The sequence below is a fragment of the Campylobacter geochelonis genome (assembly GCF_013201685.1).
Lineage (GTDB): Bacteria > Campylobacterota > Campylobacteria > Campylobacterales > Campylobacteraceae > Campylobacter_B > Campylobacter_B geochelonis.
Window position 1 is genome coordinate 257,591 of sequence record NZ_CP053844.1, and the last position, 16,397, is coordinate 273,987.

The following is a 16,397-nucleotide window of genomic DNA, read 5'->3' on the forward strand; positions in this document are numbered from 1 at the left end:
TTTTAGAACTTAAAAATATCTATAATTTATTTACAGGTGTAATTTTTCGCAAACGCATCACAAAAATATAAAATAACTTTTTTAGTGCGCGAAAAGCAGGATTAAAAACCACAAAATAACTCATTTTTGTAAAGATTTTTAAAACAAAAAGATTAAAAATCACGCTAAAATCAGCCCAAAAACTACAAATTTGCAAGGCGAAAATAATATTTAAATTAAACTTAGCGCCATTTCGATATATTTTTATAAAACAATCAAATTTAGCTCTATTTTAGTTTTCAACTCCAAGTAAAACTGGCACGAAACTATCTTGCTTGCTATCTGTTTGTTTTACGCTTTTGATTACGATTTGAGCGGGATTTACCCCAAGTTCTAAAAGGCTTTCTTGCAAATTTTTTGCCCTTTGTTTTGCTAGCTCTTCAAGTTTTGCTTTATCAAAAGGTTGCGCCTCTATCAGTCGTTTTTCTAAGTCATCGCCATCTTTTAAAGAAAAGCTAGTTTGAAGGCTTTTTACGGCGTTTTTATACGAAAGTAGTTTTGAACTCATCAAAAACGAAACCGCCTCATCAAACGAGCGTTTTTTAAAGGCAAAAGTGTCGGCTTTTTCGTTGTATGTTGGCGTTAGCGTGATTTTGATATCTGGTTTTTCTTTTGTGATTTTGGTAAGGTTTTCTATCTTTTTGTTCTCTGAATCTAGCATTTTACTACTTGCTACGTTAAAATCAATCCCACTAAGCTCGCCAGCATCAATGCCTAAAACGTTGCCGATAAGTCTAAATGGCGAAAGAACGATATCTGAAAAAAGTTTAGTCACAGCTCCCCAGATAATGCCTCCATAGCTAAACTCAGGATCGTTTAAATCCCCAGAAATGGGTAAATTTATATTAATTTGCCCATTTTGATCTTTTAAAATTGATATCGCAAGCGAGATGGGCAAGTTAACCGCTTCTTTGCTTTCGACTTTTTTTCCAAGGCTAAATTTATCTAAATTTATCTCGTTGCTTGCTTTTAGTTTTGAGTTTTCTATGGTGTAGTTAAGTTTTAAATTCAACCTTCCATCTTCTATCTCATAACCTATGAATTTAGCGCTATATGGGGTTGCATCAGCCAGTGCAACATCTTTAAAAATCATAGAAAAATTTGTTTTATCTTTATAAGAAAATGGCAAGGTTATGATATCAATTTGGCTTAAACCTTCATTTCCAACAACTCCGCTAAGAGTGATTTTTGATGGTTTTTTTTGTGAAATTTCATCGATTTTAGAATTTAGTTTTGTGATTTTAGTATCAAATGGTATAAAAAGGCTAAAGTCTGCAAAGTCCATGCTAGCGTCATTTACACTAATGTCAAAGAGTGATATATCAAAATTTGAGTCGGATTTAGACGTGGTTTTTGGACTATTGTTTTCTTTTATTAGCTCTAAAATATTAAATTTCTTATCTTTTTGAACTAAAAGCTTGATAAAAGGCGAGTTTATATCGATTTTAGAAAGTTCTAAGCTAGACTCGCTTAGCTTAGCTTGTGCGATATCTAGGGACTTTATGGCAAAAAATTTTGACTTTTCTTTATCTTGAATTTCAAAATTTTTAAGAGAAATTTTGCCATCTAGCGCCATTTTTTTATCAAGGTTAAATTTGGCATTTAAGTCTAACTCGCCACTTTTAATCGAAGCTTTTAAAAACTGCTCAAGATAAGGGGTAAAATAGCTTAAATTTTTAGATAAGAGTTCTAAATTTAGATTGACATTTAAAGGCTCAATGGCGATTTTCCCTGCTGTTTTTAAGCTAAATGGAGTTGAGTTTATGCTTGCGTTTATATCAAAAGTAGAGTTAAAATCCGAACTTAAATTTTTAGCAAAAATGTCGATTTTATCGATATTATGCTCGATTGGTTTTATATCAAAGATATCTTTAAGTTTAAGAGTGGCATTTCTCACAGAAGAGTTTGAAATGCTAAAATTAAAACCACTTTTTGTCTCTTGTTTTTGCGCGCTTTTAGTAGAAGAAAAAGCTTTTAAAACAGAAAGTTCATTTATGCTACTAAGCCCATTTTTGCCAACTGATGAACTGAAATTTGGCGAAGAGAGAGCTAAGCTTTTAATATTTAAATTTTGGTTTAAAAGGTCAAATTCAAACTCATTTATAGCAAAACTTTCAAATCCAGCAAACTCTTTTTTGTTCGATAAAATGGTAGTTTTAGCAAAAGTTGCTTTGTTTAGATTTAAAACGCTAGAGTTTTTATCCATATCAAATTTAATATCATCAATGCTTAAATTTGATAAATTTATATAATCTTTAAAAGCGTAGTTTAGCCCAGTTTTATCTAAACTCAAAGATGGAATTTCTAAAGCGAAATTGCCATTTTTAAAAGTTGAGTTTGCATTCAGTGCTAAAATTTGAGCTAAATTTAGGTTAAAATCTGCGCTTGTGATATTTAAATCGGTTGCATTTGCTTCGTTAAAACTTGAATTTATAGCTAACAAATCGCTAAATTCGCCACTACTTTTTATCTTTGAAATGCTAAAATTTTCTAGTTTTGAAGTTAAATTTTTATCTTTAAAAATAAGAGAATTTAAAGCTATTTTATCTATTTTTGTATCTGTTTTAGAACCGTTATTTGAGAGTAAATCAAAGCTTATATCGCTTGCTTTAAACTCGCCTAATTCTGCCATATCTGCGTATTTTAACGAGCTAAGTTTAATCTCTTTAAGCAAAAGTGAGCTTCTTTTTTCTTTGGCGATATCGGATTTAAAATTTATCGATGGTATGCTTAAGCTTTTAACTAAAATTGTGTTGTTATTTTCTAAAATATCAAGATCAAAAATCTCTAAATTTGACTCTTTTAAGCCAAGTTTTAAGCCATTTTCTACTGTTAAAAAATAATTTATTTTTGAGTTTATAAAGCCATTGTTTATAATAATTTTTTGCTCATCTAAAAACGAGAGCCAAAATGGGTTTATTTTTAGCTTTTCAACATCGATTGTGCCATAAATTTTAAATGGATTTATGTCGATTTTGCCGTTGTATTTGACATTTTGAATCGTTTTAGAAGTTGCGCCAAGAGTGTGTTTTCCGATGGAATTTTTTGATAAGTTTATCCCGCTTATCTCATAGTCGATATCGTCAAATTCGATATCAAACGGCTCAAACAAAGAGTAGTCTTTATATGAGAGAATTCCGTTTTGAATTTTAAGATGGTTTAGTTTAAAGTTAAAAAGGCTTGTTTTATTACTTTCATTCTTAGGTTCGCTGTTTTGAGATAAAAATACATCGAAATTATAAGTGGCGTTTCGCTCTTTTTCGATGTTGATTTTAGGATTTTTAAATCTTAAAACCTCAACGCTTAAAGCTAGAGTAAAAATCTCTTGAAAATTTATTTTTGTATCGATTTGTTCGGCTTGAAATAGCGGTTTTTGCGTGGTTAAATCAACTTTTGTTAAATTTAGTTCATATGTAAAAGGGTTAAATTTAGCACTTTCAACGCTTAAAATTGCCTTATCTTTTAAAAAATACGGAACGATTGTTTGGATTGTAAATGGCACACCAAAAAAGCCAAACAAGGTGTATAAAATCAAAAGTGTAAAAGGGATGCTAACATACAGCCCGCGCTTTGTGCGTAAAAAATTTATGAACTTTTTCATCGTCTTTCTCGTATATTTATTTGAGTTGCCTATAATTATAACAAAATTATTATAAGGTCTAAATTTGGTTGTTCAAATTTGTTGTTCAGTTGATTCTCATTACTTTATCAAACGCCTTAAAAAGGAGTATCCAGAAGAAAAAATCACAGGGTACTTTTATGATCCAAACATACATCCGTATAGTGAGTTTATGCTTCGTTATCAAGACGTGGTTCGAAGTTGCGATAAAATGGGCATTAAGGTGCATTTAGGAGAGTATGAACTTGATAGTTGGTTTAGCTTTGTAAAAGGGCTTGAAAATGAGCCAGAAAAAGGAGCTAGGTGTCAGGCTTGTTTTGATTTTCGTATGGAAAAAACCGCACTTTTTGCCAAACAAATCGGCGAAAAAACCATAACCACAACGCTTTTAATGAGCCCTAAAAAATCGCACGAGCAGTTAGAAAACTCGCTTGAGAAAATTTGTAGCGATTTTGGTCTTGATTTTGTAGCACCAGATTATCGAAAAGGTGGCGGAACACAAGAGCAGTTTAGCTTAGCTAAAAGTGATAAGCTTTATCATCAAAACTACTGCGGTTGTATGTTTGCTCTTAAAGCACAAAACAAAAAAAGCTTAGAGTATGAGTTGCTAAATTTAGCCGATAAAAGGGTGCTTCCAAACAGTGCCAAAGATAGGATAAATTTATATAAAAATATTATAAAATGCGAAGAAGAAGGTCTTAAATTTAAGCTTTTAAAAGATAAATTTATAAACTACCGTTTGCTTAGAGCAGTGGTTAAATTTAATGGTGTAGCTGTGCCAAGCCACTTTTTGTTTAACTCGCATTTTGAGAGGAGTTTAACTAAATTTAGTATAGAAAATCAAGCAGATGAGCTAAATGTGGATAAAGAACAGATTAAACTGATAACTTTGGCTAAATTTAACCAGATAGCAAATGCTAAATTTAGCTGCACAAAAGAGCTTGTAAAATCGCCCCTAAGCATAAAAAATGAGCTTGAAATCAGAGAAAAAATTTGCAAAAATGACAGTTTTTCGCCCATCGTTATAGTAGATGAAATTTATCCAGCCAAAGTTATTATGGAAGTTTTTTCAACTATATATTTAGATGTTAGGGAAATTTTAGTAAGAATTTGATAAAATACTAGGCTAATTAAAATTTAAGGTAAAACCATGATAGATATAAACGAGATTATGAGAATTCTTCCGCACAGATACCCATTTTTACTTATCGATAGAGTAACTGACTTGATTCCAAATGAGAGTATTGCAGCGTATAAAAACGTTACTATCGGAGATCAAATTTTTCAAGGACACTTTCCAGGACATCCGATATATCCAGGCGTTATGATAATCGAAGGAATGGCGCAAGCAGGTGGTGTTTTGGCGTTTAAAAGCATGGACGAAAATGAGCTAGATAACAAAGTTGTATATTTTATGAGTATTGATAAAGCTAAATTTCGCCACCCAATCCGCCCAGGCGATAGACTAGAATACCGCATAAAAGCGATTAAACACAGAGGTAGAATTTGGGTTTTATCAGGCGAGGCGTATGTGGATGATAAACTTGTCGCATCAGCCGAGCTTCAAGCGATGATAATGGATAAATGATGAAAAAAATACATCCAAGCGCTATCGTTGAAGATGGCGCGATTTTGGGCGAAGATGTCATAGTCGAACCGTATGCTTTTATCAGTAAAGATGCGAAAATCGGCAACAACACTATCATAAAACAAGGTGCTAGAATAGTAGGAGATACGACTATCGGCGATGGTAGTAAGATTTTTAGCTATGCAGTTATCGGTGAGATTCCACAAGATATGAGCTTTGAAACTGGAGAAAAAACAGGTTTGATAATCGGCAAAAACGCTACCATTCATGAGTTTTGCACTATAAATTCAGGCTCTCATAAAGGCGATGGCTTTACAAGAGTGGGAGATAATGCCTTTATCATGGCGTATTGTCATATCGCGCATGATTGCGTTATAGGGGATAATATCATCTTAGCAAACAACGCTACTTTAGCAGGACATGTTGAGCTTGGAGATTTTGCGGTTATCGGTGGGCTTACGCCGGTTCATCAGTTTGTAAAAATCGGCGAAAGTTGCATGATAGCAGGAGCAAGCGCGCTTAGTCAAGATGTTGTGCCGTTTTGTTTAGCAGAGGGAAATAGAGCCTATATCAGAGGGCTAAATTTAGTAGGAATTCGCCGCAGGTTTGCTAAAGATGAGGTTGAAGCGATAAATAAGGCGTATAAATTTATATTTAACCAGGGTGTAAATTTAAAAGAGCAGGCTGAAATTTTGCTTAATGAGACTTCAAATTTAAATGTCAAAAAAATGTGCGAATTTATAATAAATACAAAAAGAGGAATTCCTCTAAGTAAAGGAAAAATTTAATGGTAAAAAAGTGTAGTTTTTGTGGTGGTTCGCAAAGCGACGGTAGAAGAATTTTGCCAAATGATGAGAAAAATGCTTTTATCTGCGAATACTGCATAGACGCGGCTTATGAAGTGATTCACGGTGGAGAAGTTAAAGAAGATACTAAAAGTGAAAGTAAAGATGAGATAAAAACGCTAACTCCAAAAGAGCTAAAAGCGGTTCTTGATAGCTATGTTATCGGACAAGATAGCGCTAAAAAGGCATTTAGTGTTGGAGTTTATAACCACTATAAAAGAATTTTTAAACAGCATAAAGTTGAAGATGAGACTGAAATTTCTAAATCAAATATTTTATTAATCGGACCAACTGGAAGTGGTAAAACACTCATGGCGCAGACTTTGGCTAGGTTTTTAGATGTTCCGATTGCTATTTGCGATGCGACAAGTTTAACTGAGGCTGGATATGTTGGCGAAGATGTTGAAAATATCCTAACTCGCCTTCTTCAAGCAGCCGATGGCGATGTAAAAAGAGCGCAACAAGGCATTGTTTTTGTTGATGAGATAGATAAAATTTCTCGTATGAGTGAAAACCGCTCGATAACGCGTGATGTAAGTGGCGAGGGCGTTCAGCAAGCGCTTCTTAAAATCATCGAAGGAAGCGTTGTAAATATCCCACCAAAAGGTGGTAGAAAACATCCAAATCAAGAATTTATCCAAATCGATACGACAAATATACTTTTTGTTTGCGGTGGGGCGTTTGATGGGTTAAATGACATAATCGATAGAAGAATCGGGCAAAATGTTCTTGGCTTTACTCATAGCAAAAGAACTAAAAAAGAGAGTGAGAATTTAACTCATTTAGTCGAGCCTGATGATTTGGTTCATTATGGAATTATTCCAGAGCTTATCGGAAGACTTCACGTGGTGGCAACTTTAAATGAACTAAGCGAAGCTGATATGGTGCGAATTTTAACTGAACCAAAAAATGCGATTTTAAAACAGTATCAAAAGATTTTTGCAATCGATGGTGCGAATTTGAAATTTGATGAAGATGCGCTTTTAGAAGTGGCAAGCTTAGCGCTTAAGCGAAAGACTGGTGCAAGGGGGCTTAGAAGCATTATGGAAGAGATAATGCTTGATATAATGTATGATTTACCAGAGCTAAATGGTTATGATGTTGTGATAACAAAAGATGTTGTAGAGGGCAAAGCCAAACCAATTTTAATAAAACAAGATATATTGAGTGCATAAAGGAAAAAAATGTTGATTGATGCGATTTTGGGAATTTTTTCAAGCGATATGGGTATAGACTTAGGTACTGCAAATACGCTAGTGCTTGTAAAAGATAAGGGAATTATCATAAATGAGCCAAGCGTTGTAGCTGTGCAAAATGAAAAGTATGGCAAACAAAAAATCCTAGCCGTTGGGCATGAAGCTAAAGAGATGGTGGGTAAAACTCCAGGCGATATAGAAGCGATTCGCCCGATGAAAGATGGCGTTATAGCTGACTTTGATATGACAGAGAAGATGATACGCTACTTTATAGAAAAAACACACAGAAGAAAAAGTTTTATAAGACCACGAATCATCATCTCAGTGCCATACGGTTTAACTCAAGTTGAGCGAAAAGCCGTTAGAGAGAGCGCTTTAATGGCTGGAGCGAGAGAAGTTTTTCTAATCGAAGAACCGATGGCAGCCGCTATTGGTGCGGGACTTCCAGTTCAAGAGCCAAAAGGAAGTTTGGTTGTTGATATCGGTGGCGGAACAACAGAAATTGGCGTTATATCCTTAGGTGGGCTTGTTATAAGCAAGTCTGTTAGAACCGCGGGAGATAAATTTGATATTAGCATTGTAAACTATGTAAAAGAAAAATATAACCTTTTAATAGGCGAGCGAACCGGCGAAGAGATAAAAATTCGCGTTGGAACAGCAGTGCAACTTCCAAAAGAGTTAGTTACTGTTGTTAAAGGAAGAGATCAAGTTAGTGGGCTTTTAAGTAGGATTGAGCTAACTAGCGAAGATGTAAGAGAGGCTATGCGCGAAGCTCTTAAAGAAATCGCAGACGCACTTAAAACTGTGTTAGAGATGATGCCACCAGATCTTGCTTCTGATATCGTAGAAAATGGTATCGTTTTAACTGGAGGTGGAGCGCTTATTAGAGGTATTGATAAATACTTAGGAGATATTGTAAAACTTCCAGTATATGTAGCTGATGAGCCGCTTCTTGCGGTCGCAAAAGGAACTGGAAAAGCGTTAGAAGAGATAGGAATTTTAAGACAACTATCAGATGAATAAAGTAAGAACACTTTTTCTCATCGCTGTTTTTGTTGGAATTTCGCTATTTTTTGGAGGAAGTATAAAGGCTGGTGTGATTGACTTTACTGGAGGTGTTATAACTTTTTTTAAAAATAGCGTTGAATTTGTTAAGAATAAAACAAATGAGCATTTTAACCAAGTAGATGAAATTCAAAGGCTAAGAGCGCAAAACGTTGAACTTAGAAAATCAGCCATTTTGCTAAGCACTTTTGCGCACGAGCTAAACGAAATTTTACTTGATAGCAACTCAAGCAAGTATAGTCCTGATATAAAACTGATAAGAACACTATCATATGTGAATATCGGGGATTATACTAAATTTTGGGTAGATTTTGATGAGTTTAATCAAAGCAAAGTTTATGGGGCTATATATCAAGGAAATACCGCTGGAATCGTAGTAGAAAACGATAAAAGACCAGTTGCGATTTTACAAGATGATGATAAGGCGTCGTTTTCTGTGTATATAGGAAGTACTCAAATTCCAGGCATTGTAAAAGGAGATGGAAAGAGCGTTATAGTTAAATTTATACCTCAATGGCTAAACCCGCAAGTTGGCGATGAAGTCGTTACAAGTGGGCTTGATAAGATATTTTTTGCTGGCGTGCCAGTTGGTAGAGTTGTTAAAGTCGTAGATGAAGATTTATACAAAAGTGCTGTTGTAGAGCCGTATTTTAAAGAGAATGTTCCAGCATTTTTGTATGTCGTCACAAAGGAAGAGTAATGCCAAAAAGAACTGATATAAAGACTATTTTGTTGATCGGTAGCGGTCCGATTATTATAGGACAAGCTTGTGAGTTTGACTACAGTGGGACTCAAGCTGCTAAGACGCTTAAAGAGCTTGGATATAGAGTTGTTTTGATTAACTCAAACCCAGCTACAATCATGACCGATCCAGACTTTGCCGATGCAACTTATGTAGAGCCAATAACTAAAGAAAGCATTTTAAAAATCATTAAAAAAGAGAAAATAGATGCGATTTTACCTACGATGGGCGGGCAAGTTGCGCTTAATGTCGCGATGGAAATTTATGAAAGTGGCGAGGCGCAAGATGTTTTGTTTATCGGAGCAAAGCCAGAAGCGATAAAAAAAGGCGAAGATAGGGTTGCTTTTAAAGAGGCGATGTTAAAGATAGGCATGGGGCTTCCAAAGTCGCATTATGCTTATAATATGGATGAGGCTATGCTAGCAGCTAGTGATATCGGTTTTCCTATTATCATAAGAGCAAGCTATACTTTAGGTGGTGCTGGAAGTGGCGTGGCGTATAATATCGATGAGTTTAAAGAGCTAGCACAAAACGGACTTGACATTAGTCCGATTCATGAAATTCTAATCGAAGAGAGTCTTCTTGGCTGGAAAGAATACGAAATGGAAGTTATCAGAGATCAAGAAGATAACTGCATTATCGTTTGTTCTATCGAAAACCTTGATCCTATGGGCGTTCACACAGGAGATAGTGTTACGGTAGCTCCTGCACTAACGCTAACAGATAAAGAGTATCAGCATATGCGAGATGCGAGTTTTAAAATTTTGCGTGAAATTGGCGTTGATACGGGCGGAAGCAATGTTCAGTTTGCTATAAATCCAAAAGATGGCAGAATGATAGTTATCGAGATGAATCCGCGCGTTTCAAGAAGCTCAGCATTAGCAAGCAAGGCAACAGGATATCCTATAGCTAAAGTTGCAACCATGCTAGCAGTTGGTTTTAGCTTAGATGAGATTAAAAACGACATTACTGGTACGACTGCGAGTTTTGAGCCGGTGATTGATTATATAGTAACAAAAATTCCACGCTTTACCTTTGAGAAATTTCCTGGTTCAAACCCATATCTTGGCACGGCGATGAAGAGCGTTGGCGAAGTTATGGCGATAGGTAAGACATTTAAAGAAAGCATTCAAAAAGCACTTTGCTCGATGGAGAAGAATTTATATGGATTTAACCATTTAAAACTTAAACAAGATGATTTGATTTTTGGACTTAGAAACGCTCATGAAAACAGGCTTTTATATCTAGCACAAGCTTTTAGAGATGGGCTAAGTTTAGAAGAAATTCATGAATTTACTAAAGTTGATCCTTGGTTTTTAAACGAGATTAAAGAGATAGTTGAGTTTGAAGATAGGGTTGATATGGATATCATAAATGACGCAAATTTATTACGAGTTGCCAAAACTATGGGCTTTTCAGATAAGATGATAGCCTATCTTATAAACGAAAAAGATAACTTAGAACTAACACAAAATGATATCTTTTTTGCAAGAGCAAAACAGGGTATAAATTTAGAATACGATGAGGTTGATACTTGCGCTGGCGAGTTTAAGGCAAGTACAAGCTATCTTTACTCAAGCACAAATATCACTCCAAATTTACCTTTAAAACCAACCAAAAATGGCAAAAAAGTTCTCATCATCGGCGGTGGTCCAAACCGCATAGGGCAGGGTATTGAGTTTGATTATTGTTGTGTTCATGCAAGTTATGCGCTAAAAGACATGGGTGTTACGACAATTATGTATAACTGCAACCCAGAAACAGTTTCAACTGATTATGATACAAGCGACATTTTATACTTTGAGCCGATTGATTTTGAGCATGTTAGAAGTGTGATTGAAAGAGAAAAGCCAGATGGTGTGATAGTGCATTTTGGTGGACAAACTCCACTTAAATTTGCAAAAAGATTAAATATCATCGGAGCTAAAATCATCGGCACAAGCGCAAGAGTTATCGATGTGGCTGAAGATAGAAAGAAATTTAGCGAGTTTATAACAAAAATCGGCGTAAAACAGCCGCACAACGATACTGCGATTAGTCAAGAAGAGGCTATTGAAAAAGCAGCTCACATCGGCTATCCTGTGCTTGTAAGACCAAGTTATGTTCTTGGAGGTCGCGCTATGCGCCGTGTTCATAGCGAAAGCGAACTAAAACATTATATGAATGAAGCAGTAAGCGTAAGCTATCACTCGCCGGTTCTTTTGGATAAATTTTTAATAGATGCGACTGAACTTGATGTGGATGCGATTTGTGATGGAAAAGATGTCTATATAGGTGCTATTATGGAGCATATCGAAGAGGCTGGAATCCACAGTGGTGATAGCGCAAGTATTTTACCACCGATGAGTTTAAGTCCACAAATGATTGATTTGGTAAATAAACAAACAAAAGAAATAGCTCTAAATTTAGGCGTTGTTGGACTGATGAATATACAGTTTGCAATTTATCAAAATGAACTTTATATGATAGAGGTAAATCCACGAGCTAGTAGAACCGTGCCATTTGTCAGCAAAGCAACTGGAATCCCTATGGCAAAGGTTGCAACGCGTGTTATGTGGCAAGGAAATTTGCGTGAGGCGTTAAAATTCTATGATGATTTTGGCGTTGTATTTGAAGAAAAAGGTATCTTAAAACCACGCGTGACAAACCATATCTGCGTTAAAGAGAGCGTGTTTCCATTTAACAAACTAACCGGAGCGGATTTAATCTTAGGTCCAGAGATGAAAAGCACGGGCGAAGTTATGGGGATAAGTGATAATTTTGCAAAGAGCTTTGCTAAGTCTCAAATCGCAGCAAACAACGTCCTTCCAAGTGGTGGAAATGTCTTTATATCGCTAGCTCAACACGATAAAGAAAGAGCGGTTGAACTAGCAAACGGACTTATAAAAATCGGCTTTAAAATCATAGCTACAAGTGGAACTCACAAACTTTTACAAGAAAAAGGAGTTGAAAGTGAGTTTGTTTATAAAATCAGCGAAGGTCGTCCAAACATCGAAGATAAGCTTAAAAACGGCGATATCGCGCTGGTGATAAATACAAGCGATAGTAAGTCAAGCACGAGTGACGCAGCTAAAATCCGCCAATCTGTGCTTCGCTTCAAGCTTCCATACTTTACAACGATGAAAGCAGCAATCGCGGCTATGCACTCAGTTTCGAGTATGCAAGATGGCTCGGCGCTTGAGGTCAAAAGCTTGCAAGAGTATTTGAAAAAATAAAATAAATAGCTAAATTTAAGGCAAGGCTTCCTTAAATTTAGCCTTTTTGTTTATAAAATAACTAAATTTAAGCTATTTATGCAAATGGTTTATTTGGCTTTAAATTCCTACTCAAGCTTAAGTCAACAAACTTGCTAACTTAAGCTTTAAAAATATTTTAATATCTAAAATTTATAAACCAAACCAGTTTAAATTTATAAATTTTCTAACTGCATATCATATAAAATTTTATAAAAATCTTCTAATAAAAAGTATTGTTTAGCCACGTTTCCTTTGTAAAATGGCACAAAGGTGTGATTAAATGCATTTGTAAAAAATTTATCGTTGCTTAGTTTGTAAATCGCGTCATTAACCATTTCTAGCAAATCTTCATTTCCTTTTGATACTGCCATGCCTATGTAGTCTGTCTCGCCTAAGTTTTTTAACACAACTTCAACGCTATCATTTATCACCGGATAAGCCAGCACGATAAGTGAATCGGTTGAGAAAGCATCGCCTTTATCTTCTATGAGCATATTATAGCAAGTAAGGGCACCCACGCAAGGTATGGTTTTAAATCCTTTTTGTTTAAAATAATATTCCGCTGGCGAGTTTGCTTCTACTATTATGGTTGAGCCTTCTTCTTGCAATTCTCTAAGTTTAGTTATATGCTTTTCTTTTTTGGTTAGTATTCCCAAGTTCACTCTAAAATAAGGTATTGAAAAATCAACGAGTTTTTTTCTATCTTCTGTTTCGGTCATAGAAGCGATAACAAGGTCGATTTTGTCATTTTCTAAAAACTCGATACGCTGTGCCAAAGTTACTCCAACTAGTTCAAATTTAACATCTTCTTTTGGAAATATTGCCTTTGTCATAGCCTTTGCTAAATCTATCTCAAAGCCCTCAAATTCGCCATTTGTATTTTGCAATGAAAAAGGAGGTTGTTTATTATGAACTCCAATTCTGATAACGCCAGAATGCTTAATCTCATCAAGAGTTCGCCCAAATAAAAATGTAGATAACAAAAGAGCAATCACTAAAATATATCTCATATATTTCTCCATATAATTTTTTAAAAAAATAATTATATCTATATCGAAAATAAAAAGTCAATATATTATGCTAATACTTTATAAATTATTCAATAAATATAAAAATACAAATAAATTTAAACTCTTATAGCCAAAACCAAGCATAAATTTTTAAATTTACCTTGACTAAATTTGAATTTTATACCCAAAATTTTTTGTTTCGATGATGTTTTTTGGTAGTTTTTGGCGAAGTCTTTTAACTAGCGATCTTAGGCTCATCACAGATGAACTCTCGCCTTCCCAAACATACTCTAAAATCATCTCTATGCTGATAGTTTGTGTTTGGTTTTTTAAGAGCAAAAGCAAGAAAAGCCGCTCCTTTCTTGTAAGCTCTATCTCTGCTTTTTGATAAAACAGTGCCTCTTTTTTCATATCGAAGTAAAACTCCTCGCCAAAATTTATCACCTTATCTTTTTTGCAAAGCAAGTTGATTTTAGCTTCAAGTTCATAGATGTAAAATGGCTTTTTCAAAAAATCGTTGCAACCGTTTTGATAGGCTTTTTGTATGATGGATAACTCTGTGTTTGAGCTGATGATGATAATGGGTATGTTTTTATCATAATCTCTTATTAAATTTAGTATACTAATCCCATCAAGCGATGGCACATTGATATCAAGCACAAAGCAGTCGTATCCGTTAGTAAGGTTTTGCAAGGCTAAATTTCCATCATCAAAAAGTTCTATCGCGTATCCTTTGCTTTCAAGCACCTCTTTTATGATGCTTGCTAAGCTTTGGTTGTCTTCAAGCAAAAGTATCTTCATCGTTTAGCTCCGCGTGAGTTGGTTTTGGTAAAGTGATGATAAATTTAACGCCATTTTCTAGCGCATAAACGTTTAGCTTGCCATCCATTTTATTTTCAACTATAAATTTAGCCATATAAAGCCCAATACCAAGCCCATCTTTTTTAGTAGTAAAATATGGCTGAAATATCGAATTCGCACTGTCTTTACTTAACCCCACGCCATTATCTTCGATCTTTATTTTCACGCTTTCATCGATTTGATTTAGGCTGATTTTTATCTTGCCACTACCTTTTTTATCGTTTTTTTCTACGATGGCATCTTTTGCGTTATTTATGATATTTAGTATGACTTGTTTAAATTCATTTGCGTATCCATAGATGTAAATATCGCTATCTAAGATGTTTTTATACTCGACTTTTATAAAGTTATGTTCAAGCGATGGGTGTATGATAGACAGTATCTCTTTTATACCCAAATCGATATCAAAAAGAGTCGTTTTTGTAGATGGCTTGACGAAATTTCTAATTGCATCAACAGTTTCAGACATAAAAATTATCTGCTTCATTATCGTATCGAAAAACTGCTCCATATCGCTTGAAGTTAGCTTTTTGCTTTGGTTGTAGTACTGCATCTTGTGTGCAACAGCCGAAAGCTCCACAAGTGGCGTTTTCCACTGATGAGCTAGCGATGAGAGCATTTCGCCGATTTCGCTTAGCTTTGATTGTTGGATTAAAAACTGTTTGTTTAAGTCAATCTGTCTTTTTGCTGTTACATCTGTTATGATTAAAAAATTTGTTTTTTGGTTGCTGTATTCTAAGATGTTATTTTTAACATAGTAGTTTTTATCGTTGTATTCAAACTCGAAAAAATCCCTATCAAAGAGCTTTTGCATATCGATATGCTCATTTAGTTCGCCTATGATTTGATCTATTTTTTTGCCGATGATGAGATCTTTTTTCTTTGAGATAAAAAAGCAAAAAGCTTGATTACACGTTATGATAAGCCCATCGTTTCTAATCCACAAAATCATATCTTTGATGTTGTTAAGCTGGGTTTTTATAAGCTTTTCTCGATCTGTGATTTTCTTTTGCATTTGTGATTTTTTAACGATATAAAAGATGATAAAAAGTAAAATCAAAAATATAAAAGGGGAGGCGATAAAGCTTCTATCGATAAAAACTCTGTTTTTCTCAAAAAAGCTTTTTGGGGCGTTTAGGATAGTTGCATTTTTTGGTAAATTTATATACTCAAGGTTGTATTTTTTAATCGCGTTATAGTCAAATTCCCACTTTGCGTTTGCTAAAACAGGCGTTTTATAATCAACTTCTTGATTATTTAGATACTTTAACGCTAGCTTTCCAGCCTCACTTCCTTGCTCATAACCAGTTGATAAAAGCCCGCCAACAACGCCTTTTCCAAGGTGCGAATCAGTCAGTGAAAAGACTGGAAATTTAGAGCTGTTTATGAGGTTGTTTACTGTGTTATATGAGATATAGTTCATCTTATCATCGACAAACAAAGAGCCAAACAAAATAGCGCTATTTTTTGGTAAATTTGCTATATCTTTTTCTAAAGTTTGCAAATTTCCATTTAAATTTAAAGATATATCGATGTTGTTTTGTTGCTCTATGGCTTTAAATTTATCATTTATAAGTCTTGAATCAAACGAATTATCGTTGATGATATAAAGGTGTTTTAAGTTTTTCACAGATGAGATGATAAACGCCACATTCGTATCTACTTGCTTGTTTTCCAAGACAATGGGAATTTTATCTTTTATCGTTTGGTTTAAATCAACTCCCAAAAAGTCCATATCAAGCCCAGTGAAAATCACTTTTGAACCAGCAAAAAGCTTATCTTTGTTTAGGTTGTAAAAATCAACCGCAAAGTTATCTGCGATGATGATGACATCGTATTTTCTGTCTTTAAATTTATATAAAAAAAGCTTAGAAATTTTTTCTTTATACTCTTTTGAATCATTTTTCTTGCTATCCATATATTCGGTTGTTAGCTCGATATTTTTATAACTTTTTAGCTCATTTTCAACACCCAAAGATATATCATCGCTCCATTTTAAGCCCTTGTTATAAGACTGAAGAAGCAAGATTTCTTTACCTTGCGCAAACAAAAAAATCGGTAAAAAAAGAGCTAAAAATACAAATTTCACAAATAACCTTTTTAAATTAAGAGGGTCTTTTCCTCTATGGGCGCACGAGATTGTAAAATCCTATGATTTTTTAAACTCATCACAAACTACAAGCGCCAAAATAGACA

The 16,397-nt window shown here is 34.5% G+C and carries 11 protein-coding genes; 7 read left to right on the top strand and 4 right to left on the bottom strand.

The annotated features are described in order from the left end of the window. Window positions 1–271: 271 nt before the first annotated feature. Window positions 272–3,640: a DUF748 domain-containing protein gene (locus tag CGEO_RS01250; protein ID WP_075539867.1), complete on the bottom strand. Its 3,369-nt coding sequence runs from the start codon at window positions 3,638–3,640 to the stop codon at window positions 272–274. A gap of 64 nt (window positions 3,641–3,704) precedes the next feature. On the opposite strand from CGEO_RS01250, the gene CGEO_RS01255 reads away from it, so the two are divergent. From CGEO_RS01255 to carB, 7 genes are read left to right on the top strand one after another with little or no spacing between them, the layout of a single operon-like run. Beyond that, entirely contained in the window at window positions 3,705–4,772 is a 1,068-nt protein-coding gene (locus tag CGEO_RS01255; protein ID WP_075493772.1) for an epoxyqueuosine reductase QueH, read from the top strand. 36 nt (window positions 4,773–4,808) lie between these two features. Continuing rightward, window positions 4,809–5,246 carry a 3-hydroxyacyl-ACP dehydratase FabZ gene (fabZ, locus tag CGEO_RS01260; protein WP_075493770.1) on the top strand — a complete coding sequence of 146 codons (438 nt, stop codon included), beginning with the start codon at window positions 4,809–4,811 and terminating at the stop codon, window positions 5,244–5,246. Beyond that, complete coding sequence (lpxA, locus tag CGEO_RS01265; RefSeq protein WP_075493768.1) at window positions 5,246–6,034, top strand: acyl-ACP--UDP-N-acetylglucosamine O-acyltransferase; 789 nt, start codon at window positions 5,246–5,248, stop codon at window positions 6,032–6,034. The genes fabZ and lpxA overlap by 1 nt, the downstream gene beginning before the upstream one ends. Continuing rightward, window positions 6,034–7,266 (top strand): ATP-dependent Clp protease ATP-binding subunit ClpX, encoded by a 1,233-nt coding sequence (gene clpX, locus CGEO_RS01270; protein ID WP_075493766.1) that lies wholly within the window; start codon window positions 6,034–6,036, stop codon window positions 7,264–7,266. Before lpxA ends, clpX begins: the two co-directional genes overlap by 1 nt. 9 nt (window positions 7,267–7,275) lie before the next feature. After that, window positions 7,276–8,310, top strand: coding sequence for a rod shape-determining protein (locus CGEO_RS01275; RefSeq protein ID WP_075493764.1), 1,035 nt, complete (start codon window positions 7,276–7,278; stop codon window positions 8,308–8,310). Then, on the top strand, window positions 8,303–9,052 hold the full coding sequence (gene mreC, locus CGEO_RS01280) for a rod shape-determining protein MreC (RefSeq protein WP_075493762.1): 750 nt from the start codon (window positions 8,303–8,305) through the stop codon (window positions 9,050–9,052). The genes CGEO_RS01275 and mreC overlap by 8 nt, the downstream gene beginning before the upstream one ends. Continuing rightward, window positions 9,052–12,309: a carbamoyl-phosphate synthase large subunit gene (gene carB / locus CGEO_RS01285; protein ID WP_075539866.1), complete on the top strand. Its 3,258-nt coding sequence runs from the start codon at window positions 9,052–9,054 to the stop codon at window positions 12,307–12,309. The genes mreC and carB overlap by 1 nt, the downstream gene beginning before the upstream one ends. Before the next feature lie 194 nt (window positions 12,310–12,503). Here the strand turns inward: carB and CGEO_RS01290 are convergent, their stop codons facing one another. From CGEO_RS01290 to CGEO_RS01300, 3 genes are all read right to left on the bottom strand, one after another. Further along, window positions 12,504–13,340, bottom strand: a complete 837-nt coding sequence (locus CGEO_RS01290; protein ID WP_075539865.1) for a transporter substrate-binding domain-containing protein — start codon at window positions 13,338–13,340, stop codon at window positions 12,504–12,506. A 165-nt stretch (window positions 13,341–13,505) separates the two neighbouring features. Next, window positions 13,506–14,141 (bottom strand): response regulator transcription factor, encoded by a 636-nt coding sequence (locus tag CGEO_RS01295; RefSeq protein ID WP_075493756.1) that lies wholly within the window; start codon window positions 14,139–14,141, stop codon window positions 13,506–13,508. Then, window positions 14,122–16,290: a sensor histidine kinase gene (locus tag CGEO_RS01300; RefSeq protein ID WP_075493754.1), complete on the bottom strand. Its 2,169-nt coding sequence runs from the start codon at window positions 16,288–16,290 to the stop codon at window positions 14,122–14,124. Before CGEO_RS01300 ends, CGEO_RS01295 begins: the two co-directional genes overlap by 20 nt. Window positions 16,291–16,397: the final 107 nt, after the last annotated feature.